At 70.2% G+C, this 24,070-nt stretch carries 22 protein-coding genes; 15 read left to right on the plus strand and 7 right to left on the minus strand.

Features of this window, described 5'->3' with window-relative positions; translation table 11 throughout:
• Positions 1-115: 115 nt before the first annotated feature.
• Entirely contained in the window at positions 116-1,687 is a 1,572-nt protein-coding gene (locus tag DIE21_RS12045; RefSeq protein ID WP_124497922.1) for a sigma-70 family RNA polymerase sigma factor, read from the minus strand.
• A 308-nt stretch (positions 1,688-1,995) separates the two neighbouring features.
• Between DIE21_RS12045 and DIE21_RS12050 the strand changes: the two genes are divergently transcribed.
• Complete coding sequence (locus tag DIE21_RS12050) at positions 1,996-2,415, plus strand: hypothetical protein (protein WP_124497923.1); 420 nt, start codon at positions 1,996-1,998, stop codon at positions 2,413-2,415.
• A gap of 33 nt (positions 2,416-2,448) precedes the next feature.
• Positions 2,449-3,267, plus strand: coding sequence for an SH3 domain-containing protein (locus DIE21_RS12055; RefSeq protein WP_124497924.1), 819 nt, complete (start codon positions 2,449-2,451; stop codon positions 3,265-3,267).
• 98 nt (positions 3,268-3,365) lie between these two features.
• Here the strand turns inward: DIE21_RS12055 and ilvD are convergent, their stop codons facing one another.
• The 4 genes from ilvD to DIE21_RS12075 form a co-directional block, all read right to left on the minus strand.
• The gene (ilvD, locus tag DIE21_RS12060; RefSeq protein WP_124497925.1) at positions 3,366-5,225 is read right to left on the minus strand and encodes a dihydroxy-acid dehydratase; all 1,860 of its coding nucleotides are present in this window, start codon (positions 5,223-5,225) and stop codon (positions 3,366-3,368) included.
• A 281-nt stretch (positions 5,226-5,506) separates the two neighbouring features.
• Positions 5,507-6,529 (minus strand): Ldh family oxidoreductase, encoded by a 1,023-nt coding sequence (locus tag DIE21_RS12065; protein WP_124497926.1) that lies wholly within the window; start codon positions 6,527-6,529, stop codon positions 5,507-5,509.
• Positions 6,522-8,114, minus strand: a complete 1,593-nt coding sequence (locus DIE21_RS12070; protein WP_124497927.1) for an aldehyde dehydrogenase (NADP(+)) — start codon at positions 8,112-8,114, stop codon at positions 6,522-6,524. Before DIE21_RS12070 ends, DIE21_RS12065 begins: the two co-directional genes overlap by 8 nt.
• A 70-nt stretch (positions 8,115-8,184) precedes the next feature.
• Positions 8,185-9,810 carry an APC family permease gene (locus DIE21_RS12075; RefSeq protein WP_124497928.1) on the minus strand — a complete coding sequence of 542 codons (1,626 nt, stop codon included), beginning with the start codon at positions 9,808-9,810 and terminating at the stop codon, positions 8,185-8,187.
• A gap of 604 nt (positions 9,811-10,414) precedes the next feature.
• Here DIE21_RS12075 and DIE21_RS12080 point away from each other — a divergent pair.
• From DIE21_RS12080 to DIE21_RS12095, 4 genes are all read left to right on the plus strand, one after another.
• Positions 10,415-11,347 (plus strand): 4-hydroxyproline epimerase, encoded by a 933-nt coding sequence (locus DIE21_RS12080; protein WP_124498050.1) that lies wholly within the window; start codon positions 10,415-10,417, stop codon positions 11,345-11,347.
• Positions 11,344-12,471: an FAD-binding oxidoreductase gene (locus tag DIE21_RS12085; RefSeq protein ID WP_124497929.1), complete on the plus strand. Its 1,128-nt coding sequence runs from the start codon at positions 11,344-11,346 to the stop codon at positions 12,469-12,471. Before DIE21_RS12080 ends, DIE21_RS12085 begins: the two co-directional genes overlap by 4 nt.
• A gap of 128 nt (positions 12,472-12,599) precedes the next feature.
• Positions 12,600-12,833 (plus strand): 2Fe-2S iron-sulfur cluster-binding protein, encoded by a 234-nt coding sequence (locus DIE21_RS12090; RefSeq protein WP_011658575.1) that lies wholly within the window; start codon positions 12,600-12,602, stop codon positions 12,831-12,833.
• Positions 12,830-14,098 (plus strand): FAD/NAD(P)-binding oxidoreductase, encoded by a 1,269-nt coding sequence (locus tag DIE21_RS12095; RefSeq protein ID WP_124497930.1) that lies wholly within the window; start codon positions 12,830-12,832, stop codon positions 14,096-14,098. Before DIE21_RS12090 ends, DIE21_RS12095 begins: the two co-directional genes overlap by 4 nt.
• Positions 14,099-14,144: 46 nt before the next feature.
• Here the strand turns inward: DIE21_RS12095 and DIE21_RS12100 are convergent, their stop codons facing one another.
• Positions 14,145-15,089 (minus strand): LysR family transcriptional regulator, encoded by a 945-nt coding sequence (locus tag DIE21_RS12100; RefSeq protein ID WP_124497931.1) that lies wholly within the window; start codon positions 15,087-15,089, stop codon positions 14,145-14,147.
• 164 nt (positions 15,090-15,253) lie between these two features.
• Here DIE21_RS12100 and gtdA point away from each other — a divergent pair, with 164 nt between their 5' ends.
• The 8 genes from gtdA to DIE21_RS12140 all read left to right on the plus strand — a co-directional run bounded on the left by gtdA (position 15,254) and on the right by DIE21_RS12140 (position 21,749).
• Positions 15,254-16,300 (plus strand): gentisate 1,2-dioxygenase, encoded by a 1,047-nt coding sequence (gene gtdA, locus DIE21_RS12105; protein ID WP_124497932.1) that lies wholly within the window; start codon positions 15,254-15,256, stop codon positions 16,298-16,300.
• Positions 16,301-16,399: 99 nt separating this feature from the next.
• A complete protein-coding gene (locus DIE21_RS12110) occupies positions 16,400-17,098 on the plus strand; it encodes a fumarylacetoacetate hydrolase family protein (RefSeq protein ID WP_124497933.1) in 699 nt (232 codons plus the stop codon).
• A gap of 25 nt (positions 17,099-17,123) precedes the next feature.
• Entirely contained in the window at positions 17,124-17,765 is a 642-nt protein-coding gene (gene maiA / locus DIE21_RS12115; protein WP_124497934.1) for a maleylacetoacetate isomerase, read from the plus strand.
• A gap of 19 nt (positions 17,766-17,784) precedes the next feature.
• Positions 17,785-18,993, plus strand: a complete 1,209-nt coding sequence (locus tag DIE21_RS12120; RefSeq protein ID WP_124497935.1) for a 3-hydroxybenzoate 6-monooxygenase — start codon at positions 17,785-17,787, stop codon at positions 18,991-18,993.
• A 76-nt stretch (positions 18,994-19,069) separates the two neighbouring features.
• On the plus strand, positions 19,070-20,431 hold the full coding sequence (locus tag DIE21_RS12125; protein ID WP_124497936.1) for an aromatic acid/H+ symport family MFS transporter: 1,362 nt from the start codon (positions 19,070-19,072) through the stop codon (positions 20,429-20,431).
• Between the two features lie 119 nt (positions 20,432-20,550).
• Positions 20,551-20,901 (plus strand): helix-turn-helix transcriptional regulator, encoded by a 351-nt coding sequence (locus DIE21_RS12130; RefSeq protein WP_124497937.1) that lies wholly within the window; start codon positions 20,551-20,553, stop codon positions 20,899-20,901.
• Positions 20,891-21,325 carry a YeeE/YedE family protein gene (locus DIE21_RS12135; RefSeq protein ID WP_124497938.1) on the plus strand — a complete coding sequence of 145 codons (435 nt, stop codon included), beginning with the start codon at positions 20,891-20,893 and terminating at the stop codon, positions 21,323-21,325. Before DIE21_RS12130 ends, DIE21_RS12135 begins: the two co-directional genes overlap by 11 nt.
• Position 21,326: 1 nt before the next feature.
• Positions 21,327-21,749 carry a DUF6691 family protein gene (locus tag DIE21_RS12140; protein ID WP_124497939.1) on the plus strand — a complete coding sequence of 141 codons (423 nt, stop codon included), beginning with the start codon at positions 21,327-21,329 and terminating at the stop codon, positions 21,747-21,749.
• Positions 21,750-21,892: 143 nt separating this feature from the next.
• Here the strand turns inward: DIE21_RS12140 and DIE21_RS12145 are convergent, their stop codons facing one another.
• Positions 21,893-22,243: a hypothetical protein gene (locus DIE21_RS12145; protein WP_124497940.1), complete on the minus strand. Its 351-nt coding sequence runs from the start codon at positions 22,241-22,243 to the stop codon at positions 21,893-21,895.
• Positions 22,244-22,446: 203 nt separating this feature from the next.
• On the opposite strand from DIE21_RS12145, the gene DIE21_RS12150 reads away from it, so the two are divergent.
• Positions 22,447-23,931: a PLP-dependent aminotransferase family protein gene (locus DIE21_RS12150; protein WP_185642762.1), complete on the plus strand. Its 1,485-nt coding sequence runs from the start codon at positions 22,447-22,449 to the stop codon at positions 23,929-23,931.
• Positions 23,932-24,070: the final 139 nt, after the last annotated feature.

Genomic DNA, 24,070 nt, shown 5'->3' on the forward strand with positions numbered 1-24,070 from the left:
AAAATTTACACGCATAGCCACTAAAAAAATTTTATTGTCTTAATTACAAATCTTTCCACTGGCGGACCCGGGCCGCGCGCGTTCGTGCGGGGCTGCAGCACGAACGCGCGACCGGTTACGCGTCGAGGAATGATTGCGCGCCCTCGGCCTCCGCGGCCGTGCGCAGCGTGGCGAGCGCGCGCTTCTCGATCTGCCGCACGCGTTCGCGCGACATGCCGGCGTCCTGCGCGATCGCGTCATAGGTATCGGGCTCGGCGCCGCCGAGGCCGAACCGCCGGCGCAGCACGTCGGCCTCGGCCGGCGTGACCGACTGCAGCAGCGATGTCACGCATTCGCGCATGCGCGTGTCCGCCAGTTGCTCGAACGGGCTCGCGGATGCCTGGTCCTCGATCAGGTCGACGAGGCTGGTGTCCGCGTCGGGCAGCGGCGTGTCGAGCGACAGCGGCTCGGCCGGCAGCGCGCGCACCGCGCGCAGCTTGTCCTCGGCGAGCCCGGTCTCGGCCGCGAGTTCGGCTGGCGTCGCGCGGCGGCCCGTGCGCTGGCGGAAGCGCAGCGCATGCCGCTGCACGCGCTGGTGCTGGTCGCCGACGTGCACGGGCACGCGGATCGTGCGCGAGCGGTCAGCCACCGCGCGCGCGACCGCCTGCCGGATCCACCAGGTCGCGTAAGTCGAGAACTTGAAGCCGCGCCGGTATTCGAACTTCTCGATCGCGCGCATCAGGCCGAGGCAGCCATCCTGTACGAGGTCGGGCAGGTCGACGCCGCGGTTCATGTACTTGCGCGCGATCGACAGTACGAGCCGCAGGTTCGCCTCCAGCATCGCGCGCGTACCGTCGCGCACCTTCTGCTGGCCGTCGCTCAGCGCGGCGCCGAGCGCTCGCCGCGCGACCGTGTCGAAGCAAGCGGCATCGGTGCAGGTGGTGACGTCCGTCGCGGCGTCGACCGTCGCGGCGGCGAGCGTGCGCACGACGCGGCTCGCGTCGTCGACGGCCGGTGCAACCCAGGCGAGCGAGCCCAGCAGCGCGGCCAGGCGGTTGCGCGCGTCGCGGTATTCGGCCGAGCGGCAGCCGTGCGCGTGCAATGCGTCGCGCACGGCCGCAACCGCGTCCTGCAGCGTGTCGTAGCGCGCGGGTGGCGGCGTGTCGCCTTCGCCGCCGCCGATGTCGTCGCCTTTGTGGTCGGCCTCGTCGGCCTCGCCGGTTGCACCGATTGCGCCATGCCGCGCGAGCAGGGCATCGACGGCCGCCGGACAGCCGGCGAGCGCGTGCAGGATCTGATGGCGGCCCGTTTCGATTTCGCGGGCGAGCACGATTTCGTCCTCGCGCTTGAGCAGCGGCACCGCATGGATGCGGCGCATGTAGAGCGCGAGCGGATCCGTCGATGCGCTGGTGCCGCGAGCGAGATCGCCGAGCAGCGCGCGGCCTTCGTCGAGCGCGTCGCGATCGACGTCGACCGGTGCGGCACCCGCGAACGGCGCCGGGGCGGCCGGCTCGTCGAGCACGGCGATGCCGATGTCCGCGAGTGCGGCGCGCACGACGTCCAGCGCGTCGGGGCTGTCGCTTTCCGGCGGCAGCGCGTCGACGAGGTCGGCGTGCGTCAGATAACCCTGTTCGCCGGCAAGCGCCAGCAACTGGATGATCGGATCGAGGGGCGTGTCCGCCCGAAGCGTGGGGCGTGGCGTAGTCATGTCGATGGCGGCGTGAGCCGCGTTCCTGTCTGGGCGGGCCGAGGCCCGCGGGTTTCAGGCCGCCGGGGGCCGCGAACACCCGTCCGCGCCGGCCAGCCTGACTCGATATTCAAGTTGAGGGCATTTGCGTCAACTTCAACGCCGGCGCGGCTGATGCACGCGCATGCGGCATGCCCGCGCAGTGCTGCCCCGCATTCGATGCCCGGAAACAAAAAGTAACCGATCAAACCCGCAGAAATATGCAGGGGACGTAAGCTAGAGTCAGGCGCGCGCCACGCGGCGACGCGCGGATTCCCGCGGAGCATGAAATGAACCCGATTCCCGCCGCGAGGCCTGCCGTCATGGCGCTGGCCATGCTCGCGCTGAGCGGCTGCTATTACACGGGCCCCTACGGCTATGCGCCATATTACGCACCCGTGCCCGCCATGGTGTCGCAGCGCGAGATCCCGGTGGCGCCGGCAAACGCCGGACCGGTCGTCCCGTCGACACCCGCGGCGCCGGCCGTGCCGCCGCCGGCGGACGATTACGCCGACGCATCGGCCCCGGTGTATGTCGCGCCGGCCTACGTCCCTTATCCGGCCTACTATCCCGCGTACTACCCGGGCTGGTACGGGCCGCCCGTCACGATCGGCCTCGGCTTCCGGGGGTATTGGGGCGGCGGATATCGGGGCGGGTACTGGCACCGTCCATGGGGCGGCGGACATTGGGGCGGCGGCCATCGACACTGACCGACGCGCGGCGGCACCGCGCGGGAGAGCAACATGAGCAACACGATCATCCGAAGTCTGTGCGTCGTCCTGTTCGGCATCGCCGCGGTGCCGGGCCTCGCCGGCGCGCAAAGCAGCGCTTACACGAACTCGGCGGCCGAACTCTACGCGGGGCCGGCGCCCGACTATCCGGTCGTCGCGCAGCTCCCGCCCGGCACCGCGGTCGATGTGTTCGGCTGCCTGAGCGACTACGCGTGGTGCGACGTCGCGCTGCCGGGCGTGCGCGGCTGGATCGACGCGGAGCAGCTCGACTATCCGTACCAGGGCAGTTACGTGCCGTTGCTCGAATACGGCGCGATCATCGGCGTGCCGATCACCGGCTTCGCGATTGGCGCGTACTGGGATCGCTATTACCGCCACCGGCCGTGGTATCACGATCGCGATCGCTGGGAGCGTCGAGTGGAGCCGCGCGTCGGCCCCGGCGGGATGCCGCCCGCCTACGGGCGCCCGCAGCCGGGCGGCCCGATCCAGCGCGCACCGGGCGGGGCGCCGCCGCCCGCGCAACATGACGCGCGGCCGTCGGCCACGCGCGGCGGCTGGAACGGCCCGAACCGCATGCCGGCGCCGCAGGCCGCACCGGCACCCGCGCCGATGCCTGGCGCGGGCGGCAATGTCCGGCCGCCGGCTGCCGTGGAGCGTCCGGCGCCCGCGCAGGGCGGCGCGGTGACCCGAATGATGCCGCCGCAGGCGAATCCGGGCGGCGGCGGTTACGGGAGCCGTCCGCAAGGCGGCGGAAATAACGGGGGAGGCCACGGCGGCGGTGGCGGCGGCGGTGGCGGTGACGATCGTCGGCACGACGAGTTTCGTCGCTGAGCGCGCGACGGTCCGGCCTGCCATCGACAAAAAAGCCGCTCCGAAGAGCGGCTTCCGGATCAGGCGGGCGGGCCGTTCGCGCGGCCCGCCGCCCGGCGTCAGTCGTCGAGCAGCGACAGGTCGCGCACGGCGCCCTTGTCGGCCGACATCACCAGCTTCGCATAGGCCTTCAGCGCCGCGGACACCTTGCGCGGACGCGGTTGCGCCGGCTTCCAGCCCTTCGCGTTCTGCTCTTCGCGGCGACGCGCGAGTTCCTCGTCCGACACCAGCACGTCGATCGTGCGGTTCGGGATGTCGATGCGGATCCTGTCGCCGTCGCGCACGAGGCCGATCGCGCCGCCCGCTGCCGCTTCCGGCGAGCAGTGACCGATCGACAGGCCCGACGTGCCGCCCGAGAAGCGGCCGTCGGTCAGCAGCGCGCATGCCTTGCCGAGGCCCTTCGACTTGATGTAGCTCGTCGGGTACAGCATTTCCTGCATGCCCGGGCCGCCCTTCGGGCCTTCGTAGCGCACGATCACCACGTCGCCGGCCTTGACCTTGTCGTTCAGGATGTTCTCGACCGCTTCGTCCTGCGACTCGGTCACGTGGGCCGAGCCCTCGAACACGAGGATGCTTTCATCGACGCCGGCCGTCTTCACCACGCAGCCGTCGAGCGCGATGTTGCCGGTCAGCACGGCGAGGCCGCCTTCCTTCGAGAACGCATGTTCGTACGAGCGGATGCAGCCTTCGGCGCGATCGAGGTCGAGGCTCGGCCAGCGTGTGTCCTGACTGAACGCGACCTGTGTCGGGATTCCGGCCGGGCCGGCCAGGTAGAACGTGCGGACTGCCGCGTCCTCGGTGCGGACGATGTCCCACTGGTCGAGCGCATCCTTCAGCGTCGGCGCGTGCACGGTCGGCACGTCGGTGTGCAGCTTGCCGGCGCGGTCGAGCTCGCCGAGGATCGCCATGATGCCGCCCGCGCGGTGCACGTCCTCGATGTGGTACTTGTTCGTGTTCGGCGCGACCTTGCACAGCTGCGGCACGATGCGCGACAGGCGATCGATGTCCTTCATCGTGAAGTCGATGCCGGCTTCCTGCGCGATCGCCAGCAGGTGCAGGATCGTGTTGGTCGAACCGCCCATCGCGATGTCGAGCGTCATGGCGTTCTCGAACGCCTTGAAGCCCACCGAGCGCGGCAGCGCGCGCATGTCGTCCTGCTCGTAGTGCTCGCGGGTCAGCTCGACGATGCGGCGGCCGGCGCGCTTGAACAACTGCTCGCGATCGGCGTGCGTCGCGACGACCGTGCCGTTGCCGGGCAGCGACAGGCCGAGCGCTTCGGTCAGGCAGTTCATCGAGTTCGCGGTGAACATGCCCGAGCACGAACCGCAGGTCGGGCAGGCCGAGCGTTCGACTTCGGCGACGTCGGCATCCGAATACGACTGGTCGGCCGCGATCACCATCGCGTCGACGAGGTCGAGCTTCTTCAGTTCGACGGTCTTGGTGACCGGGTTCGCGAGACGCGTCTTGCCGGCTTCCATCGGGCCGCCCGACACGAAGATCACCGGAATGTTGAGGCGCATCGCGGCCATCAGCATCCCCGGCGTGATCTTGTCGCAGTTCGAGATGCACACCATCGCGTCCGCGCAATGCGCGTTCACCATGTATTCGACCGAGTCGGCGATGATGTCGCGGCTCGGCAGTGAATACAGCATGCCGTCATGGCCCATCGCGATGCCGTCGTCGACTGCGATCGTGTTGAATTCCTTCGCGACGCCGCCGGCGGCCTCGATCTCGCGCGCGACGAGCTGGCCGAGATCCTTCAGGTGCACGTGCCCGGGCACGAATTGCGTGAACGAGTTGACGACCGCGATGATCGGCTTCGAGAAATCGTCGTCTTTCATGCCGGTGGCGCGCCACAGCGAGCGCGCACCTGCCATGTTGCGGCCGGCGGTGGAGGTTTTGGAACGGTATGTGGGCATTGTGATGGCTGAAGAAATATCGCGGAAAAGGGTGGAGGCACGGGAATAAAGGCCTCTCGCGCGCCCGTGCGAACAACCTCTTGAGCTGCGCCCTGGGCAAACTGGGCGATTATCCCACAGCCGTCGGGCCCGCGGCGCCCGCGGGAGCGGGCGAGGGGGGGCGGGCGGTGCGCCGGGCAGCGCACGTGGAAGGCGGGCGCAGGACCTCGCCGGGCGAACCGGGCGGCGGTGCATCGCCCGACCTGCCGGCGATGACGCCGCGCCCGTTCCGCAATGGCACGTCAGTCGAGCAGCGTCAGGATTTCGTCGTACAGCGCCTTCGGAATCCGCACGCCGTGCGCGAGGCTGCGCGCGCGGGCGTCGAAGCGCCGCTGCGACGGCAGCCGCGCGCCTTGCCCGGTGATCGACGCGAACATCCGCTCGCCGCGCGCGAGGCCCGCGTCGAGTGCGTCGCCGAGGAACACCTTCGGGTCGAACGCGATCACGAGCTCGCCATGGCACGGCGTCGCGCCGACGCCTTCGTCGAAGTCCATCGACTCCTGGCTCGTCATGTCGCCGATCAGCGCGCCGCCGAGCAGCTCGACCATCGCCGCGAGCGCCGAGCCCTTGTGGCCGCCGAAGGTGCGCATCGCCCCCTGCAGCGCGGCCTTCGGATCGGTGGTCGGCCGGCCGTCGGCATCGATCGCCCAGTGCGGCGGGATCGCCTTGCCCTGTTTCGCGTGCAGCTCGATGTCGCCGCGCGCGATCGCGCTGGTCGCGAAGTCGAACACGAACGGCACGCCGTCCGGGCGCGGCCACGCGAACGCGATCGGGTTGGTGCCGAACACCGGTTCGCGGCCGCCTTCCGGCGCGACCCAGCTGTGGCTCGGGTTCATCGCGATGCCGGCCAGCCCCGCGGCGGCGATCGCCTCGACCTCGGGCCACAGCGCCGAGAAGTGATAGCAGTGGTTGATCGCCATCGCGGCGATCCCGTGCTGCTTCGCCATCTCGACGAGCACCGGCAGGCCGGTCTCGAAGCTCAGCAGCGAGAAGCCGCGATGCGCGTCGACCGCGACGATCGACGACGACAGCCGGCGCAGCGTCGGCACGGCCTGCGGATCGACCTTGCCCTTCTTCAGCGAGCGCACGCACACGAGCAGCCGGTACACGCCGTGCGAGTGGCACTCGTCGCGCTGGCCCTGCGTGATCACGCGGGCGATCGCCTGCGCGTGCGCAGCGGACATCCCGTGGTGCGTCAGCACGCGCAACGCGAGCGCGTGCACCTCATCGAGCGACAGGACGACTTCGGCAAGCGGCTCAGTCATCGCGCGCTTCCCGCGGCGCGGGCACGCCGTCGATGCGTTGCGGCACGTTCAGCGGGTTGCCGTCGCGGATGGCGTCGGGCAGCAGCGCGTCCGGCACGTCCTGGTACGACACGGGGCGCAGGAAGCGCTCGATCGCGCGTGCGCCGACCGACGTCGTGCGCGTGTCGGACGTGGCCGGGAACGGGCCGCCGTGCACCATCGCATGACCGACCTCGACGCCGGTGCCGAAGCCGTTGACGAGAATGCGGCCGGCCTTGCGCTCCAGTGTCGGGCGCAGCGCGGCGAACAGCGCGGCGTCACCGTCGGCGAGATGCGCGGCGATCGTCAGCTGGCCTTCGAGGGACTTCAGCACGCGATGCAGCGTGTCGGCGTCCGGGCAGCGCACGATCAGCGACGCGGGGCCGAACACTTCGTCACGCAGTTCGGCGTGCGCGATGAACGCGTCCGCCGACGTCGCGAACAGCGCCGCGCGCGCCTGGTAGCGGCTGCCTTCCACGCCTTGCGCCAGCAGCTCGACCGCGTCGTGTGCGCGCAGGGTGGCCACGCCTTGCGCATAGCTCGCGTGGATGTGCGGCGTGAGCATCGTCTGCGCGGGAGTCGCTTGCACGACGGTGGCCGCCGCGGCTTCGAACGCGCGCAGCGCGGGGCCGTCTACCGCGAGCACGAGGCCCGGGTTCGTGCAGAACTGGCCGGCGCCGAGCGCGAGCGAGGCGACGAACTGCGGCGCGATCGTGTCGCGGCGCGCGTCGAGCGCGGCGGGGAACAGCAGCACCGGGTTGATCGAGCTCATTTCCGCATAGACCGGAATCGGCTCGTGGCGCGCGGCCGCGATGTGCATCAGCGCGACGCCGCCGCGGCGCGAGCCGGTGAAGCCGACGGCCTTGATGCGCGGATCGGCGACGAGCGCCTGGCCGATGTCGCGCGACGCGTCGAACAGCAGCGAGAACACGCCGGCCGGCAGCCCGCATTCGCGCACGGCCTGCTGGATCGCGCGGCCGACGAGCTCGGACGTGCCCGGGTGCGCGGAGTGCGCCTTGACGATCACCGGGCAGCCGGCCGCGAGTGCCGATGCGGTATCGCCGCCCGCGACCGAGAACGCGAGCGGGAAGTTGGATGCGCCGAACACGGCGACCGGCCCGATCGCGACGTTGCGCAGGCGCAGGTCGACGCGCGGCACCGGCTTGCGCTCCGGGCGGGCCGGATCGATGCGCGCATCGACGTAACCACCGTCGCGCACGAGCGACGCGAACAGCGCGAGCTGGCCGACCGTGCGGCCGCGTTCGCCTTCGATGCGTGCGCGCGGCAGGCCCGTTTCGGTGACGCAGCGCTCGATGAGGTCGTCGCCGAGCGCCATGATGTGGCGGCCGATCGCGTCGAGAAACGCGGCGCGTTGCTCGGGACGCGTTTCGCGGTACGTATCGAATGCTTCGTCGGCGAGCGCGCAGGCCGTTTCCAGGTCGCGCAGGCTCGCGCCGCCGAACGCGGGTTCGAGCGGTTCGCCGGTCGCGGCGGCGATCGCGTGGAGGGTGCCGTTCTGTCCGGCGACGGCCGACTGGCCGATCAGGAGCTGACCTGTGAGTTGCATGGTTTTCCTCGGAAAATGCGGGGCCGGGCGGGGTGCGCCCGGCCGGAGTGGGAAGGGGAAAGCGGGCGCGTCAGCCTTCGTCGTCCTCGAGCTGCAGCTTGTCGGAACGGATGCCGGTGTGGGCGCCCCAGTAGTAGATGACGAGCGCGACGGCCGCGACGACGACCGTGTCGTACGGATGCGCGAGCTGGCCCGTGCCGCCGAAGCCGCCGAAGTACGACAGCACGATCATGGCCGCGTAGAACGCGATCAGCCACGCGGACGAACGCACCTGCTCGGCGATGCTCAGATGCGCGGTCGGCACCCAGCGGCGGCAGGCGAGATAGATCACGAACATCACGATCTGCAGGCCGAGCAGCCAGGACACCGTGTCCCAGCCCGACCAGTAGACGATCAGCGCGGCGATCACGAACGACGCGGGGCCGGTGATGCCGAACGCCACCGCGCGGAACGGCCGCGGCAGGTCGGGGGCGGTGCGGCGCAGCGCGGCGACCGACACGGGCGCGACCGCATAGCTCAGCACGAGCGCGGCCGACACGATGTTGATCAGCGCTTCCCACGACGGAAACGGCATCGTCCAGAAGATCGCGAGGCCGAACGTGAGCCACAGGCCCGCGCGCGGGATGCCCGACGCTTCGTCGACGCGCGTGAACACCTTGAAGAACGTGCCCGTCTTCGCCCAGCCGTAGACGACGCGCGGCGTCGCGTTCATGTAGATGTTGCCGCAGCCGCTCGGCGAGATCATCGCGTCGGCGACGACCATCACCGCGAGCCAGCCCACGCCGAGCGCGAGCGCGATGTCGCGGTACGGCAGCGAGAACGCCTTGCTGACGTCATGCCAGCCGGCGGCGAGCATGTCGGTCGGGATGCTGCCGATGAACGCGAGCTGCAGCAGCACGTAGATCAGCGTCGACAGCAGGATCGACAGGATCAGTGCGATCGGGATCGTGCGCTGCGGATTGCGCACCTCGCTCGCGACCGACACGATCGGCGTGAGGCCGAGGTACGCGAAGATGATGCCGCCGGCCGACACGGCCATCTCGATGCCCGGCATGCCGAACGGCGCGAAGCCGTGCACGGTCAGGTTGGCCGGCTTGAAGAACGTGAACAGCACCGCGATCACCGACAGCGGCACGATGAACTTGAAGATGCTGATGACGTTGTTCGCCTTCGCGAACGTCTTCACGCTCGAGTAGTTCAGGCAAAAAAAGAAGCACAGCAGCGCGGCCTGCACGAGCCAGCCGAGCGTCGTCGGGTCGCTCGAGCCGGCCTTGGTGAGGCCGGGGAACCACGCGGCCGCGTACTGGCGCGCGGCGACCACCTCGATCGCGATCAGGCTCGAGAACGCGATCAGCGTGATGAAGCCCATCAGGTAGCCGAGCAGCGGGCCGTGCGAGAACACCGGGTAGCGGACCACGCCGCCCGCGCGCGGCAGCGCGGCGCCGAGCTCGCAGTAGACGATGCCGAGCAGCAGCACCGCGAAGCCGCCGAGCAGCCACGAGAAGATGCCGGCCGGGCCGGCGATCGTCGACACGTGACTCGCGGCGAACAGCCACCCCGAACCGAAGATCGCACCGAGGCCGATGAATGTCAGGTCGGTCAGCGACAGCTGTTTCTTGAACTTGCCGTGACCGCCGTCGGCGGGCACGGAACGGGAAAGCGGGACGGACGGGTGTGTGTTGCCTTGGCCTGGCATGGGTTTGTCTCCTGGGAAATATCGGGGCAGGGGCGGCTTGCGCCGCGCTCCGACGGAGCAGCGGCGCAGCACCTGCGGGCCGGCGTGCGACCGGTTCGAACGACCGGGGCGGGCCGAGGGCCGTTCATGCGCAGCGCGGGCTGACGTTGCAGCGAACGGGCCCGTGCGGGCCATGCCGGACCGGAACTGGCGATGCGACGGGGGGAGCCGTTGCACCGCCGGGGGAAAATCGGTCAGCGGTTCGCCCGGTTCCGTGCGGCGCGGCGCGCGGCGTCGAAAGCGATGGAAGCGCCCGGTACGAACCGGTTGCTGAGGGCGGGGAAAACTCCGGTCCGCTGGATGGCGTTTCGGCTCACTGCAATCTCCTGCTTCGTATCGGCCGACGACAGGGGCATCGACGTGCAACCAGTATCGCCGTGCAAACACCCATCACGCTTGAGTCGTATCGCGGAGCAGAATGACGAAATCGGCACAGTGGCCGGAAGGGCCGCGCGAGGGGTTCCGCACTATGCCGATTTCGTCGCCGTCCTCATCGAAAAGCCACAAGCGGACGGACGCGCGACGGAGGAAGCTATGCTCCTTTCCCCACTTCGGACGGCTCATGATGAAGCGCATCCAGATCATCGATTCGCACACGGGCGGCGAACCCACGCGGCTCGTCGTGTCCGGCTTCCCCTCGCTCGGCAACGGCACGATGGCCGAGCGCCGCGACGTGCTCGCGCGCGAGCACGATCGCTACCGCACCGCGTGCATTCTCGAGCCGCGCGGCAGCGATGTGCTGGTCGGCGCGCTGCTGTGCGAACCGGTGTCGCCGGAGGCCGCGGCCGGCGTGATCTTCTTCAACAACAGCGGTTACCTCGGGATGTGCGGGCACGGCACGATCGGCGTCGTGCGCACGCTGCATCACATGGGCCGCATCGCGCCGGGCGTGCACCGGATCGAAACGCCGGTCGGCACCGTCGAGGCGACGCTGCACGACGACCTGTCGGTCAGCGTGCGCAATGTGCTCGCGTACCGCCATGCGAAGGGCGTCGCCGTCGACGTGCCGGGTTACGGCCCCGTGAAGGGCGACATCGCGTGGGGCGGCAACTGGTTCTTCCTGGTCAGCGATCACGGCCAGCGCGTGGCCGGCGACAACGTCGCGGCACTGACCGCCTATTCGTCCGCGGTGCGCGCGGGGCTCGAGCGCGCCGGCATCACGGGCGCGAACGGCGGCGAGATCGACCATATCGAACTGTTCGCGGACGATCCCGAGCACGACAGCCGCAGCTTCGTGCTGTGCCCGGGCCATGCGTACGACCGTTCGCCGTGCGGCACCGGCACCAGCGCGAAGCTCGCGTGCCTAGCGGCCGACGGCAAGCTCGAACCGGGCGTCGTGTGGCGGCAGGCGAGCGTGATCGGCAGCGTGTTCCAGGCGAGCTATGCGCAGGCCGACGGCGGCGTCGTGCCGACGATCCGCGGCAGCGCGCACCTGAGCGCGGAAGCGACCTTGCTGATCGAGGAAGACGATCCGTTCGGCTGGGGCATCGTGTCGTGAGCGAGACCAGCACCGACGTCGTCGTGATCGGCGCCGGCATCGTCGGCGCGGCATGCGCGCATGAACTCGCGCGGCGCGGGCTGCGCGTGCTCGTCGTCGACGACGCGAGCGGTGGCGCGACCGGCGCCGGCATGGGGCACCTCGTCGCGATGGACGACAACGCGGCCGAGCTCGCGCTGAGCCATTACTCGATCGAACTGTGGCGTGCGCTCGCCGGCGAGATGCCGGAAGGCTGCGCGTACCGCAACTGCGGCACGCTGTGGCTCGCCGCCGATGCCCACGAGATGGATCTCGCGCGCGCCAAGCAGGCGACGCTCGCCGCGCACGGCGTGGCGGGCGAGCTGATCGACGCGGCAACGCTCGCGCGGCTGGAGCCGATGCTGCGCGCGGGCCTTGGCGGCGCGCTGAAGATCCCCGGCGACGCGATTCTCTATGCGCCCGTCGCCGCGAGCTGGCTGTTGCAGCGCGCGCCGGGCATCACGTTGCGCCGCGACCGCGCGGTGGCGGTCGACGGCCCGAGCGTGACGCTCGCGAGCGGCGACACGCTGCGCGCGGAACGCGTCGTCGTCGCGAACGGCGTCGCCGCGCGCACGCTGTTGCCCGAATTGCCGCTGCGCCCGAAGAAGGGCCACCTGCTGATCACCGACCGCTACCCGGGCCAGGTGTCGCACCAGCTCGTCGAGCTCGGTTATGCGGCGAGCGCGCATGCGAGCGACGGCACGTCGGTCGCATTCAACGTGCAGCCGCGGCCGACCGGCCAGCTGCTGATCGGCTCGTCGCGCCAGTTCGACACCGAGGACGCGCGCATCGAGCCGCCGGTGCTCGCGCGCATGCTGCGCCGCGCGGCCGGCTACCTGCCGGAGCTGGCGGAGCTGAACGGGATTCGCGCCTGGACGGGCTTCCGGTCCGCGAGCCCGGACGGCCTGCCGCTGCTCGGCGAGCATCCGGCGCGGCCGGGCGTGTGGCTCGCGGTCGGGCACGAAGGGCTCGGCGTGACGACCGCGCCGGGCAGTGCGCGGCTCCTCGCCGCGCTGATGACCGGCGAGCGGCCGCCCATCGACATCGAACCGTATTTGCCGGGACGTTTCCTGACGACGTCCCCCGTAGCCGGAGCGCTGACATGAAACGACCCCCACGCTCACTTCGTTCGCTGTCGACCGGAGTCGGTGCTTCAGCACTTACTCCGGTCCCATGCAAGGCTCCCCCCGCGGGGGGCTGTCAGCCCCCTTGGGGCGGCCCGGCGGAGGCTGACATGATCATTCATCTGGACGGCCGCGCGCTGACGGTGGCCGACGGTGCGACCGTCGCGGCCGCCGTCGCGGCGAGCGGCGACGACACGACGCGCGTGTCGTGCACGGGTGCGGCGCGTGCGCCGTTTTGCGGTATGGGCATCTGTCAGGAGTGCAGGATGACGATCGACGGGCGCCGCCGTCTGGCTTGCCAGACGCTGTGCCGCGACGGGATGCGGGTGGAGCGCACGCGATGAAACAGCAACGACTGAGCGTCGACGTCGCGATCGTCGGCGCGGGCCCGGCCGGGCTGTCGGCCGCGCGGGCCGCCGCACGAAGCGGCGCCACGGTCGCGATCGTCGACGACAACCCGCGCGCGGGCGGGCAGATCTGGCGCCAGGCGGCTCACGCCACGCCGGTGCCGGCCGCGGCGGAACGCCTTGCCGTGCTGCGGCAGCCGAACGTCACGCATCTCGCGGCCACGCGCATCGTCGCCGAAACGCAGCCCGGCACGCTGCTGCTCGAGGACGACGCGCGCGGCTTCCTGCTCGAATTCCGCACGCTGATCCTGTGCTGCGGCGCGCGCGAGCTGCTGCTGCCGTTCCCGGGCTGGACGCTGCCGGGCGTCACCGGCGCGGGCGGCCTGCAGGCGCTGATCAAGTACGGCCTCGACGTGCGCGGGCAGCGCACGGTGATCGCCGGCAGCGGCCCGCTGCTGCTCGCGAGCGCCGCGACAGCCCGCCAGGCCGGCGCGCAGGTGTCGCACGTGCTCGAACAGGCTGCGTGGAGCGACGTCGCCGGTTTCGGCGCGGGGCTGTGGCGCTGGCCGTCGAAACTCGCGCAGGCCGCGAAGCTCGTCACGGCCGCCTACCGGCCCAATGCATACGTCGTCGAAGCGTTCGGCGACAAGCGGCTCGAACGCGTGCGGATCCGGCAGGGCGAGCGCGAGTTCGACGTCGACTGCGACCGGCTCGCGTGCGGCTTCGGCCTCGTGCCGAACACCGTGCTGCCGAGCCATCTCGGCTGCCGGATCGAGAACGGCGCGGTCGCGGTCGACGCGCACCAGCGCACGAGCCGCGACGGCTATTTCGCGGCGGGCGAGTGCACGGGTGTCGGCGGTAGCGAACTGGCGATGATCGAAGGCGAGATCGCCGGCTGCGCGGCCACCGGGCAGACGGCGCCGTTGGCCGCGCTGGTCGCGCGACGCGCGCACTGGCAGGCGTTCGCGGACGCGGTGCGCGAGCGCTTCGCGATCCGCGAGCCGATCCGCCGGCTCGCACGGCCCGATACGCTGCTGTGCCGTTGCGAGGACGTGCGCTTCGACGCGGTCGCGCCGGCGCCGGGCTGGACGGCCGCGAAGCTGCAGACGCGCTGCGGGATGGGCGCGTGCCAGGGCCGCGTGTGCGGGGCGGCCGCGCAGGCGCTGTTCGGCTGGACGCCGCCGGTGCCGCGCACGCCGCTCGTGCCCGCGCGGGTCGGCACGCTGATGCTGGACGACACGGCGACCTGCGACGGCGCCTGACGCGTCACGGTGAAGCGGCGCGGTTCGCGCCGGGCCGCTTCGCCACTCACTCCACCTTCACTTTCTCCCATCCGCCCACCTGCGGCGCCGCACAGGCACGCAGGCACTCGATCGCGGCGGCCACGGCCGCGCGATTCGCGCTGTCCGGGTGCCAGTACATCGACACCGCGCCCTGGCCCTCGAGCTGCATCGGCAGGATGCGGATCGCGTTCAATTGCTCGAAACGCCGCGCGGCACGATGCGACGCGACGCCCAGCAGGTCGGTGTTGTTCAGCAGCGTGAGGTTCAGGATCGACGAATTCGATTCGACGCAGTGCGGCGGCTGCACGCGGCCGGCGGCCGTCAGCGCGACCTGCAGCGCGTTGTGCACGGGCGTGCCGGGCGGCCAGACGATCCACGAGCAGGCCAGCACCTCGTCCCAGCCGACGGATGCCGTGCCGACGAGCGGGTGATCGGGGCGCGCGACGAACACCACCGGATCGACATACAGCGCTTCGGCGTGCAGGTGAGGATCGACGGACGCGGACCCGGAGCGGCCGACGACGATGTCCAGCTCGCCGCGCGCGAGCTGCGGCATCAGCTGGTTCATCGTGCTCTCGGCAAGCCGCACCTGCGCGCGCGGCATTCGCTTCAGCAGCTGCGACACCGCGAGCGGCACCGTATCGGCCGCCGCGACGCCCGACGTGCCGATCGTGACCAGGCCGCTGCCGCCTTCGCGCAGCGCGGCCATGTCGTCGCGCGCGACGTCGAGCTGCGCCTCCACGCGGCGCGCGTGCTCGATCAGCGCGTCGCCGTAGGCCGTCGGCCGCAAACCGCGCGCGTGCCGCTCGAACAGCGGCAGTCCCACGTCCTCTTCCAGCTCCTTCAGCCATTTCGACAGCGCGGGCTGTGTGGTCGCGAGCGCCGCCGCCGACTGGCTCAGGTTGCCCGTGCTGGCCAGGCTCAGCAGCACCTGCAGGTGTCGCAATCGCAGCCTGTGGGTCCAGTCCATCGTGCACTCCGTATCGGAAGGTATATCAAAAATTATATGGATTAGATGATTTCGTCATTTTACCGGGTATGTCTGCGTCGACTATAAATGCGCTAACGGACTGCGGCACGCGGTCCCCGACCCGACACAGCGCCGACCGCGATCGGCCGCCTCAAGGAGACATCATGACCAGCCGACACCCGGATACGTCGCGCGCCGACTACTACGCACGGATCGCCGAACAGCGCCTCGCGCCGTTGTGGGAATCGCTGCACAACCTCGTGCCGAAAACCCCGCAGCCGGCCGCGCAGGCCGCGATCTGGAAGTACGCGCAGGTGCGCGACCTGGTGCTGCAGGCCGGCGGCGTGATCAGCGCGGAAGAAGCCGTGCGCCGCGTGCTGGTGCTGGAGAACCCGGGGCTGCCCGGCAAGTCGAGCATGACGCCGACCCTGTACGCGGGCCTGCAGCTGATCCTGCCGGGCGAGATCGCCCCGAGCCACCGGCATACGCAGTCGGCGCTGCGCTTCATCGTCGAAGGCAAGGGCGCGTGGACCGCGGTGAACGGCGAGCGCACGACGATGCATCCGGGCGACTTCATCATCACGCCGTCGTGGGCGTGGCACGACCACGGCAATCCGTCCGTGGAAGACGGCGGCGAGCCGGTCGTGTGGCTCGACGGGCTCGACATTCCGTTGGTCGCGAACCTCGATGCGGGCTTCGCGGAGAACCATTCGGAAGCCGAGCAGCCCGTCAGCCGCGCGGAAGGCGACAGCTACGCGCGCTTCGGCCACAACATGGTGCCGGTGCGGCATCGCGCGAGCGACCCGACGTCGCCGGTGTTCAGCTATCCGTATGCACGCACCCGCGAGGCGCTCGACGCGCTGTACCGCAACGGCGAACTCGACGCGTGGGACGGCGTGAAGCTGCGCTACGTGAACCCCGCGACGGGCGGCTGGCCGATGCCGACGATCGCGACCTTCATGCAGTTCCTGCCCGCCGGCTTCGACGGCCGCACCTATCGCAGCACCGACGCGACGATCTACTGCGTCGTCGAAGGCAGCGGCACGGCGCACATCGGCGGCGACGCGTTCGCGTTCGAGCCGCACGACATCTTCGTCGCGCCGTCGTGGGTGCCGGTGCGGTTGTCGGCATCGTCCGACAGCGTGCTGTTCAGCTATTCCGACCGGCCCGTGCTGTCCGCGCTGAACCTGCTGCGCGAAGCGCGCGACTGACGCGGCCGTTTTTCCCGATCCTTCCGATCCGTTCGATTCGTCCGATGCGCCGCCGAGGCGGCGCGCGTTCCTTCATTCATGCCTACGCTGGAGCCGTTCATGACTTACGTTTTCCCGCCCGAAGCGCCGGTGGCGCTTTCCGTCGCCGGTAGCGACGCCCGCTTCGCGGTTCGCCGCGTGTATTGCGTCGGCCGCAACTACGCGGCCCATGCGCGCGAAATGGGCTTCGATCCCGATCGCGAACCGCCGTTCTTCTTCTGCAAGCCGGCCGATTCGGTCGTGCCGGTCGCGTACGGCGAAACGCTCGATCTCGCGTATCCGTCGCAGACGCAGAACTACCACTACGAAGCCGAGCTCGTCGCGGTGATCGGCAAGGGCGGGGCGGACATCCCGCTCGAGCGCGCGCTCGAGCACGTGTGGGGCTATGCGGTCGGCCTCGACATGACGCGCCGCGACCTGCAGATGAAGATGCGCGAGATGGGCCGGCCGTGGGAAATCGGCAAGGCGTTCGACCGTTCCGCGCCGATCGGCCCCGTGCATCCGGCGAGTGAAGTCGGTCATGTCGAGCAGGCCGGCGTGTGGCTGACCGTCAACGGCGCGACGAAGCAGAAGAGCGACGTGTCGCACCTGATCTGGTCGGTCGCGGAAACGGTCGCCGACCTGTCGAGGTTCTTCCGCCTCGAACCGGGCGACGTGATCTTCACCGGCACGCCGGAAGGCGTCGGCGCGGTGGTCAAGGGCGACGTGATGAAGGTCGGCGTCGAGCGCCTCGGTGAACTGACCGTGCGCGTGGTCTGACGCATCTTCCTCGAAAGGCGACATCGTGCAACTGCATGGCTTCTTCAACAGTTCGACATCCTACCGGGTGCGCATCGCGCTCGCGCTGAAAGGACTGCCGTACGACACGCTGCCCGTGAACATCCGCACGGGCGAGCACCGCGAGGCCGGCTACGTCGCGCGGGTGAATCCGTCGGCGTCGGTGCCGGCGCTGGTCGACGGCGATTTCCGTCTTGGCCAGTCGCTCGCGATCATCGACTACCTCGACCAGATTCATCCGGCGCCGCGGCTGATTCCGCTGGAACCGCATCTGCGCGCGCGCGTGCTGGAACTTGCGACGCTGATCGCGTGCGACATCCATCCGGTCAACAACCTGCGCGTGCTGCGCTACCTCGACAGCGCACTGCAGGTCACGCCGCAGCAAAAGAGTGCGTGGTACCGGCACTGGGTCGCGGAAGGCATGGCCGGCGTCGAGCGCTTGCTCGCGCGCGCGGACACGGGCCCGTGGTGTTTCGGCGATGCGCCGACGCTCGCCGACGTGTGCCTCGTGCCGCAGGTCGCGAACGCGCTGCGGATGGATTGCGACCTGAGCGCCTATCCGCGCAGTCTCGCGGTTTATGAACACGCGCGGCGCGAGCCGGCGTTCGACGCGGCGCAGCCGCAGCGGCAACCGGACTACGTCGCGTAACACGAAGCAGGAGACAGACATGGGCGAGACACACAACACAGGCCGGCGCGTACTCGTGATCGGCGGCGGCATCGGCGGACTCGCGGCGGCGCTGGCCCTCGCGCGCCAGGGCATTCGCGTGAAGCTGCTCGAGCAGGCCGCGCAAATCGGCGAGATCGGCGCGGGCATCCAGCTTGCCGCGAACGCGTTCAACGCGCTCGACGCGCTGGGTGTCGGCGAGGCCGCGCGCGGCCGCGCGGTGTTCACCGACCGGCTGCAGTTGATGGATGCGGTTGATGCGCGGGAAGTCGCGTGCATCGATACGGGTGCCGCGTATCGCGAACGCTTCGGCAACCCGTATGCGGTGATCCATCGCGCGGACATCCACCTGTCGATCTACGAGGCGGTCAAGGATCATCCGCTGATCGAATTCCGGACCAGCACGCAGGTGTGCGGGTTCGAGCAGGACGACACCGGCGTGACCGTGATCGACCAGCATGGCGAGCGTTATCGCGCCGACGCGGTGATCGGTTGCGACGGCGTGAAGTCCGCGATCCGGCAGGCGCTGATCGGCGACGCGCATCGCGTGACGGGGCACGTCGTATACCGCGCGGTCGTCGACGTCGACAACATGCCGAAGGATCTGCAGATCAACGCGCCGGTCGTCTGGGCCGGCCCGCATTGCCATCTCGTCCACTATCCGCTGCGCGGCGGACGGCAATACAACCTCGTCGTCACGTTCCACAGCCGCGAGCAGGAAACCTGGGGCGTGCGCGAGGGCAGCAAGGAGGAAGTGCTGTCGTACTTCGACGGCATTCATCCGCTGCCGAAGCAGATGCTCGACCGGCCGACGTCGTGGAAGCGCTGGGCGACCGCCGATCGCGACCCGGTCGAGCGCTGGAGCGCGGGCCGCGCGACGGTGCTCGGCGACGCCGCGCATCCGATGACGCAGTACATCGCGCAGGGCGCGTGCCAGGCGCTCGAGGATGCGGTGACGCTCGGCGCGGCCGTCGCGCGGACCGGCGGCGATTTCGAGGCCGCGTTTGCGCTGTACGAGCGCGTGCGGATTCCACGCACCGCGCGCGTGCTGTATTCGGCGCGCGAGATGGGGCGGATCTATCACGCAAAGGGCGTCGAGCGGCAGGTGCGCAACGCGCTGTGGGTCGGACGCACGCAGGCGCAGTTCTACGATGCGCTCGACTGGCTGCACGGCTGGCGTGCGGAGGATTGCCTGAAGTCCGTCGCTTGACGCGTTTCAGCCCGAATCCGGCGGCGCGCATTCCAACGACATCGCGCGCGACCGCCTTCATGGAGGAGACACCATCATGACCGATACGCTGTCCATCGACGTCAGCGAATGGATCGACCGGCATCGCGTTGCGCCGTTTCAGGCCGCGATCGTCGCGCTGTGCTTCCTGATCGTCGCGATCGACGGTTTCGACACGGCATCGATCGGGTTCATCGCGCCCGTCATTCGCACGGAATGGGGCCTGTCGCCCGCGCAGCTCGCGCCGGTATTCGGCGCGGGGCTCGCCGGGCTGATGGCCGGCGCACTCGTGTTCGGGCCGTTCGGCGACCGGTTCGGCCGCAAGCGCCTGCTGCTCGCCTGTGTCGCGTGCTTCGGCATCGCGAGTGCCGCGTCGGCGAGCGCGGGCAGCCTGACCGAGCTGATCGCGTGGCGCTTCGTGACGGGCCTCGGGCTCGGCGGCGCGATGCCGAACGCGATCACGCTGACGTCCGAGTATTGCCCCGCGCGGCGGCGCTCGCTGCTCGTGACGACGATGTTCTGCGGCTTCACGATCGGCTCCGCGCTCGGCGGGCTCGCGGCCGCGTCGCTGATCGAGCGCGACGGCTGGCGAGCGGTGCTCGTCGGCGGCGGTGCCGCGCCGCTGCTGCTCCTGCCGGTGCTCGCGTGGCGGCTGCCGGAATCGGTGCGCTACCTCGTCAACACCGGCGCGGCGCGCGAGCGGATCGCGGCGATGCTCGCGCGTATCGCACCGGACCCGCATCTCGCGCACGCGTCGTTCATCGCACCGAGCGGCAAGCCGGCCGGGTCGCCGCTCGGCAGCCTGTTCGGCGCCGATCTGCTGCGCGGCACGCTGCTGCTGTGGCTCACGTTCTTCATGAGCCTGCTCGTCATCTACCTGCTGTCGAGCTGGCTGCCGACGCTGTTGCGCACGACCGGCGCGACGCTGCAGACGGCCGCGCGAGTGACCGCGATGTTCCAGGTCGGCGGCACGCTCGGCGCGATCGTGCTCGGGGGGCTGATGGACCGCTTCGATCCGCACCGCGTGCTTGCCTGCAGCTATGCGGCGGCGGGCGTGTTCGTCGCGGCGATCGGCGTGCTGGCCGCGTCGCCGGCCGGTGCCGCGCTGGCCGTGTTCGCGGCCGGCTTCTGCGTGTCGGGCTCGCAGGTCGGCGCGAACGCGCTGTCGGCCGCGTTCTATCCGACCGAATGCCGGACCACGGGCGTGAGCTGGGCGAACGGGATCGGCCGCGGCGGATCGGTCGTCGGCTCGATGGCGGGCGGGGCGATGCTCGCGATGGGGCTGCCGCTGCCGACCGCGTTCGCATGCGTCGCGGCGCCGTGCGTGATCGCGGGAATCGCGGTGCTGGCGCTCGGCGCGGTGCGGGCCGGCGCGAAGCGGGCCGCGGCGGCCGATGCGATTGCCGGAGAACAGGCGTAGGGGTGCACGGCAGGGCGGTGTTGATGGCGCCTTCCGGGTGATGGCACAGGATGATGGCGCGAATCCATGATATATAAATTGATATAATATGGATTTGTTAATCGTCTGCCGCCTTCGTCATGAAAGCCCATCCTTCCGCCGGGCCGCCCGAGCCCGACCAGATGCGCGCAGCCGCCGAATCGGCATGCGCGCTGCTCAAGGCACTGTCCAATCCCGACCGGCTGCTGCTTCTGTGCGAACTGTCGCAGGGCGAACGCTGCGTGAGCGATCTCGAGGCGCGGCTGGATATCCGTCAGCCGACGCTGTCGCAGCAGCTCGGCGTGTTGCGGGACAACGCACTCGTCCGCACGCGCCGCGAAGGCAAGAACATCCACTATTCGCTCGACAGCCCGGCCGCGATCGCGGTGATGGGCGTGTTGTACGAACAGTTCTGCGGCCCGGCCGCGAAGGGGAAGCGCCATGCAGCTTGATTCGCTTCATTTCACGCCGGGGTTGTCGCTTGCCGGCGGCGTGCTGATCGGGCTTGCCGCCGCGTGGCTCGTGGCGTTCAACGGGAGAATCGCCGGGATCAGCGGCATCGTCGGCGGCCTGTTCACGGCCGGTGGCGCGGAGCGCGACTGGCGTGCCGCGTTCGTCGCCGGGCTGGTTGCCGCGCCGCTGATGATGCGCATCGCCGGTGCCGCCGTGACGCCGCAGGTCGATGCAGGATGGGGCGAGTTACTGGCGGCCGGCCTGCTGGTCGGGATCGGCACGCGCTATGCGGGCGGATGCACGAGCGGTCACGGGGTCTGCGGGCTGTCGCGCGGTGCGACGCGCTCGATCGTCGCGACGGCGGTGTTCATGGTCGCGGGCTTCGCGACGGTATTCGTGCGGCGACACGTGCTCGGAGGCTGACATGCAGGCAGGATTCGCGTTTCTGGCGGGGTTGCTGTTCGGCGTCGGTCTCATCGTGTCGGGGATGGCCAACCCGCAGAAGGTGCTCGGTTTTCTCGACCTGGCAGGCCGTTGGGATCCGTCGCTCGCGTTCGTGATGGCCGGCGCGATCGGCATCGCCGTATTCGCGTTCGCATGGGCGAAGCGCCGCACGCGCTCGTGGCTCGGTCTGCCGATCCAGTGGCCGGCAGCACGGACGATCACCGTGCGGCTCGTCGCCGGGAGTGCCGTATTCGGCATCGGCTGGGGGCTCGCCGGGTTCTGCCCGGGGCCGGCGCTCGTGTCGATCGGTCTTGGGTCGGTCAAGGGCATCGTGTTCGTCGTCGCGATGCTGGCCGGGATGGCGTCGTTCGAATGGATCGAGCGTTCGCGGAAGGTGCGGTAGCAGGATGGGCGGCGGCGGCCGGAGCTGCCGGCCCGGGTGAACCGGTCCCGCGCGATGAGGACGCGGGACACGATCGCGCTCGCTGCCGGGTGGGGCGACACGGTGGTCGCATGACGATACCGGCGACGGCGCGAGCCGGCGCGTCACGACTGCTCGCGTACATGCCGCTCGCCGAACAACTGCGCGGACACCCGGTGCAGCCACGCGCGCCACGCGGCGAACATGCCCGCCCGGGCGGCGGGTACCGCAAGGGCCGCGTCGACCGGCCCGGCACCGCTGGCAGTCAATGCCACGTGACCGGCCGTCTCGATCGTCAGGCATTCGCCTTCGTCGAGCACGCGGCGGACGTATTGCGGCGCATCAGGCAGCCAGTCGAGCCCGCCGTGGCGCAACGTGACCGCGAGCGCGCCGTCGAGCACGATGACCTGGCTGCCCTTGTCGAACCACGCAAAGTGGCTTTGCCCGGCGTCGAGCCGGATGTCTTGCGTTCGCATGGCGAGTCCTTTTCCCGGTTGCGCAGCCCCGCGATGGCGGGGCGACGGCGTGCAATCAGGTTAGGGAAACGCGCGCGGGCGGGACAGATTCAGGGGACGGGAATCTGTTGCGGTACAGGCGGCGATTTCGACTCGCTGTATCGGTGGGTTTTCCCCGAATCTGTATCTGGCGTGCGCCAGGGCGTGCGGGCACGATCACCCGCATGACGCCCATCACCGCCCCGTCCCGCATGCCTTTGCCGATGGCCGGCGAGCCGCTGTACGAACGTCTCGCCGAGCATTACCGCCGCATCATCGCGGCCGGCACGCTGTCGCCCGGCGACCGGATGCCGTCCGTGCGCGCGTTCATGGCGCAGCACGGCGTGAGCCTGTCGACCGCGATCCAGGCGTTCCGGCGGCTGGAGGATACGGGCTGGTGCGAAGCAAGGCCGCGCTCGGGCTACTTCGTGCGGCGCCGCGCGGCCGCCACGCTCGACACGCTGCCGGAAAGCGACGGGCCGCCGCTGAGCGTCGAGCCGCCGTTCGCGGGGCTGCACGAACGCGTGTCGCGTGTGATCGATCGCGCGAACGCGAAACCCGATGCGCTGAACCTCGGCGGTGCGTCCGCGCTGGCGACGCTGTATCCGGCCGAGCGCCTGCAGGCGCTGGCGATCCGGCTGCTGCGGCGCAGGCCGACGCTGCTCACCGACGCGGGACCGGTCGGCGGGTCGCCTGAATTCCGGCAGACGATGGCCAAGCGCGCGCTGTCGTACGGCGTGACCGTATCGCCGGACGACGTGATGTCGACGAGCGGCGGCGTCGATGCCGTGAATCTCGCGTTGCGCGCGGTGGCACGCCCCGGCGACACGATCGCGATCGAATCGCCGGCCTTTTTCGGCTTGATCCAGTTGCTCGAAAGCCTCGGCCTGCGCGCACTCGAGATTCCGGCCAGCCCGACGGCCGGGCTGTCGCTCGAAGCGCTCGACGTGGCGCTGACCGCGTACCCGGACATTCGGGCCGTGGTCGTCGTGCCGAACCTGCAGAACCCGCTCGGCAGCGTGATGCCCGACGAACGCAAGGCCGCATTGGTCGCACTGTGCTCGCGCCGCGGCGTGGCCGTGATCGAGGATGAGCCGTATCGCGAACTCGTCGAAGCGCCGCACGCGGTGAAGCCCGTGAAGGCATGGGACCGCGACGGCACGGTGATCTACTGCCCGTCGTTCAACAAGGTCCTGGCGCCCGGGATGCGGCTCGGCTGGATGAGCGCGGGCCGCTGGCACGCGCGCGTGAAGATGCTCAAGTTCGCGCACAGCCGGCACAACGCCGCGTTGCTGCAGGCCGTCGCGGCCGAATTCGTCGGCTCGGGCGCGTTCGATCGCCACCTGCACCGGTTTCGCGAACAGCTTCGCGTGCAGCGCGATGTGACGATCGATGCGATCGCGCGCCATTTTCCGGCCGGCACGCGGATGAACCGGCCGCCCGGCGGCATGCTGCTGTGGATCGCGCTGCCGGACGGCGTGCATTCCGAAGCATTGTTCGATGCAGCGCTGGCATGCGGGGTAAGGATCGCGCCAGGCTCGATCTTCTCGAATTCCGATCGCTTCGATGCCTATATCCGGCTTGCGTGCACGCGGGTGTTCGACTCGGCCCATGAAGCGGCCATCGAAACGCTCGGCCAGCTGATACGCGACGCGGCGGCCGCTGCGTAAGCGGGGCGGGTATCGGCCGGGCGGGCGCGTTGACGGCCGGGCTTGGCTGTCGCGACGGCGGCACGGGCCGGCCGAACCGGCACGCCGCGCTCACCCCGGCCGGCCGCCGCGCGGCGACGCGCCGGCGATACGATTTCGG

This window comes from Burkholderia sp. Bp9140 (genome assembly GCF_003853425.1).
Classification (GTDB): Bacteria; Pseudomonadota; Gammaproteobacteria; order Burkholderiales; family Burkholderiaceae; genus Burkholderia.